Here is a 2798-nt window from a genome sequence, read left to right on the forward strand (position 1 = left end):
GTCTCCTGGACAAACTGCAGGCCATCAGCAATCACGATCTCTACCCGTGGATCCTGAAAGGCCCCCTGGGAATGCTGTGGCAGGAAACGCTCCGACATCTCGATCACGGCCTGGTCAATCTCCACCTGCACGACTCGCTTGACGTTCGGATGTCGCACCACTTCTCGCAACATGCCTCCGTCTCCCCCTCCGATGATCAGCACCTCCGTGGCTTGACCATGCGCCAACAGTGGCACATGGGCCATCATCTCGTGATAGATGAACTCGTCAGCCTCAGTTGTCTGGACCACACCATCCAGGGCCATCACTCGACCGAAGCAGGGGTTTTGGAAGATGATCAGGTGCTGGTGCTCTGTGCGTTGCTCAAAGAACACCTCGGTGATCTCCAGGTGTTGGCTGTAGCCCTTGTAGAGCTTCTCGCTAAATATCTCCATAGCTACCTGTACGTCCCCGTAACAGTTCCTGTACCTGGAACTGCCCGGGCTGAAAATGAGTTCGTAGCACCTCAACTGCCAGCTCTGGTTTGGCATCACCGCACATGAAGATGTCGAAAGCTGCAAATTGACGCTCCGGCCAGGTATGCACGCTGATGTGTGATTCAGCCAGCACGGCCACTCCGGAAATGCCACCGTTGGGAGTGAAGTGGTGCAGGTGAATGTGGAGTAGGGTGGCCTTGGCAGCCTCGACTGCCTCTCGCATCGCGTGTTCCATCAGTTCCAGATCGTCCAGCTGATCTGCGCCCCAGACATCGACAATCAGGTGAGCACCTGCGCAGGAGACGCCCTCACGGACAATGAAGTGATCTTGTGCGTCCTGTTCGTCATCCAGGTTATGGTAGGCCGGCCAGTTATTGAGGGTAGAAAGATTTTGTTCCATCAGAAACTCCTTGGTGAGTGTGAACCGTTCAGGCAACTGCTTCGAGCAGACCGGGCATCGGGAAAAGCATGGGTCGGCTGAGAGGGATCTCATGCAGTCCGTGCTCGTGGTCGATAAATTTCCACTCCACCTTGGCGAGACCAAAGTCGCTCTGGAGGCGATCAAAAATCAGTTGAGGGTCAAACTCAGCGCAGGAATAAACGTCCATCTGCATCAGGGCAGGGGAGACTTCGTCCCAAACGTGAACAGCGATGTGCGAGGTTTCGATGATGGTGACACTCGTCAGGCCCTGGTTGCCGGGCATGTCCGAGTAGACTGAGAAGGGCCCCATCAGCACTTTCATGCGGATGTCTTGAACCAGTTGGCGCATCCAGTCGTCCATCGCGCTTGGGTTGCAGGGGGGATGATGAATTTCAGCACGGACGATCAAGTGCTTGTGTTCCAGTAGCATGGAAACTCCTTTCAGTCGGGGGGTTCGGAATATTTTCTCCGCATTCCGCTACGGCTAGGCAGCGGGCGGTGGTATTTCAGAGGCGTGCAGGCCGGTGGGGAGTTTCTTCTCACTACGTAGCCACTCCGGGGCGCTGCGCTCGGCGACCGCCGCACGAACCAGCAAACGCTGAACGAGCTGGTGCCGATTCATGTCAAAATCACGACAAAGATTCTTGAGGAGTTGCTTGCTATCCTTCGATAGTTTGATTTCCACTCTCTCTAAACCCTTCTTACGCAGCTTGAGCCGGTAGGTACGTTGCCTTTCCGCATTGCTCTGGCACTGTTTTTCGGGATCCATAACTGCTCCAGCATGGGTGAATCATCAGATTGGAGAACCAACTCCTCCCCAACCTGACGTTATCGGTAACGTTTTTGGACGCAATAGTAAAAATTTGAGCGAAAATAAACCAGAATTCAATATTCTGTTTGAGAATGCAAGATTTTCGTGAAGAATATTTCTGGACTAGGAATTTTATCCAATTTGGTCAAACTGGAAGAAGCGGTACATGGTTTGCCGCTGGACACAAACAACCCATCCTCAGAGGAATAATGGAAGAATTGCGCATTCAGATGTCAGCCAAAGGGCCTTATACAATCAAGGGCTACAAGGTGGTCGTGGTGGATTCCGAAGGTAACGAAATTGAAAAAGAAGGCACAGTGGCTCTTTGTCGCTGTGGACTCTCCAACAAGAAGCCGTTCTGTGATGGTTCCCACCGCAACTGTGAGGCCCTCTGAGTTGAATCACTAGCGACTGATGCGCTCTTCCCACTCGCTGACCTTGTGGGCAGCACGACGCACCAGTCGTAATCCTCCCTTGGCAACTAGGCGTCCAGCCTCTCGTGCCTGTTCCCAGCTTTGCTCCCAATTTTGACGAGACTGTAGGTCTGGTAGACAACGCAGGTACTTGTGCCGCAGTGATTCCTCCAGGCTTCCAAGGATACTGGGAATCAGCACTTCCTGAACGTTGTAGACTTTCCTGTGTTCCAGACAGACTGGAATCACGCTCTCTGTCGGTGCTTCCAGGTCCTGGGCGACGGCTTCTAGCGCTTGACGAATCAACTGGGCTTTGGGACGCAGGGCTTGTTCGATGTCGTAGGGTGGTTCCCATTCACGAAGGGGACGGAGCAGGTCGATCTTGCTCAGAACCACTAACAGAACGGGAGAGGGCAGGTTGGCTTGGCGGAATTCTTCACGGAGTTGGTCGAGTAATCGTTTATCAGCCTGCCGAGCGGCCTGATTGGCTGCACAGACCCAGAGTAACACATCGGAACTGCGAGCTGCTTTCCACCAGGCCTTGGGTAGTTTTTCATCTGCATGAAGACCAAAGCCAGCAGAGTCGAGCACAAGCGCCTGGGGGAGTTCATCTTGTTCCAGCAGGTAGGGAGTCAGGCCTTGCTCCACCGGAAGCACATCGGTTGCTGCCTGCAACT

At 53.8% G+C, this 2798-nt stretch carries 6 protein-coding genes; 1 reads left to right on the plus strand and 5 read right to left on the minus strand.

Features of this window, described 5'->3' with window-relative positions; genetic code table 11:
• The 4 genes from P8O70_02035 to P8O70_02050 form a co-directional block, all read right to left on the minus strand.
• The coding region (locus P8O70_02035) for a polyamine aminopropyltransferase (protein MDG2195664.1) at nucleotides 1-434 on the minus strand (434 nt) is incomplete at its 3' end.
• The gene (speD, locus tag P8O70_02040) at nucleotides 421-876 is read right to left on the minus strand and encodes an adenosylmethionine decarboxylase (protein ID MDG2195665.1); all 456 of its coding nucleotides are present in this window, start codon (nucleotides 874-876) and stop codon (nucleotides 421-423) included. The genes speD and P8O70_02035, both read right to left, overlap by 14 nt.
• Before the next feature lie 28 nt (nucleotides 877-904).
• Nucleotides 905-1327, minus strand: coding sequence for an S-adenosylmethionine decarboxylase (locus P8O70_02045; protein MDG2195666.1), 423 nt, complete (start codon nucleotides 1325-1327; stop codon nucleotides 905-907).
• A gap of 54 nt (nucleotides 1328-1381) precedes the next feature.
• The gene (locus P8O70_02050) at nucleotides 1382-1666 is read right to left on the minus strand and encodes a hypothetical protein (GenBank protein ID MDG2195667.1); all 285 of its coding nucleotides are present in this window, start codon (nucleotides 1664-1666) and stop codon (nucleotides 1382-1384) included.
• Nucleotides 1667-1800: 134 nt separating this feature from the next.
• On the opposite strand from P8O70_02050, the gene P8O70_02055 reads away from it, so the two are divergent.
• Nucleotides 1801-2103 (plus strand): CDGSH iron-sulfur domain-containing protein, encoded by a 303-nt coding sequence (locus P8O70_02055; protein MDG2195668.1) that lies wholly within the window; start codon nucleotides 1801-1803, stop codon nucleotides 2101-2103.
• A 9-nt stretch (nucleotides 2104-2112) separates the two neighbouring features.
• Here P8O70_02055 and P8O70_02060 read toward each other — a convergent pair.
• A partial coding sequence (locus tag P8O70_02060; GenBank protein ID MDG2195669.1) for a GTPase domain-containing protein occupies nucleotides 2113-2798 on the minus strand: 686 nt, incomplete at its 5' end.

It is taken from the genome of SAR324 cluster bacterium, assembly GCA_029245725.1.
In the GTDB taxonomy this organism is placed as follows: Bacteria; SAR324; SAR324; order SAR324; family NAC60-12; genus JCVI-SCAAA005.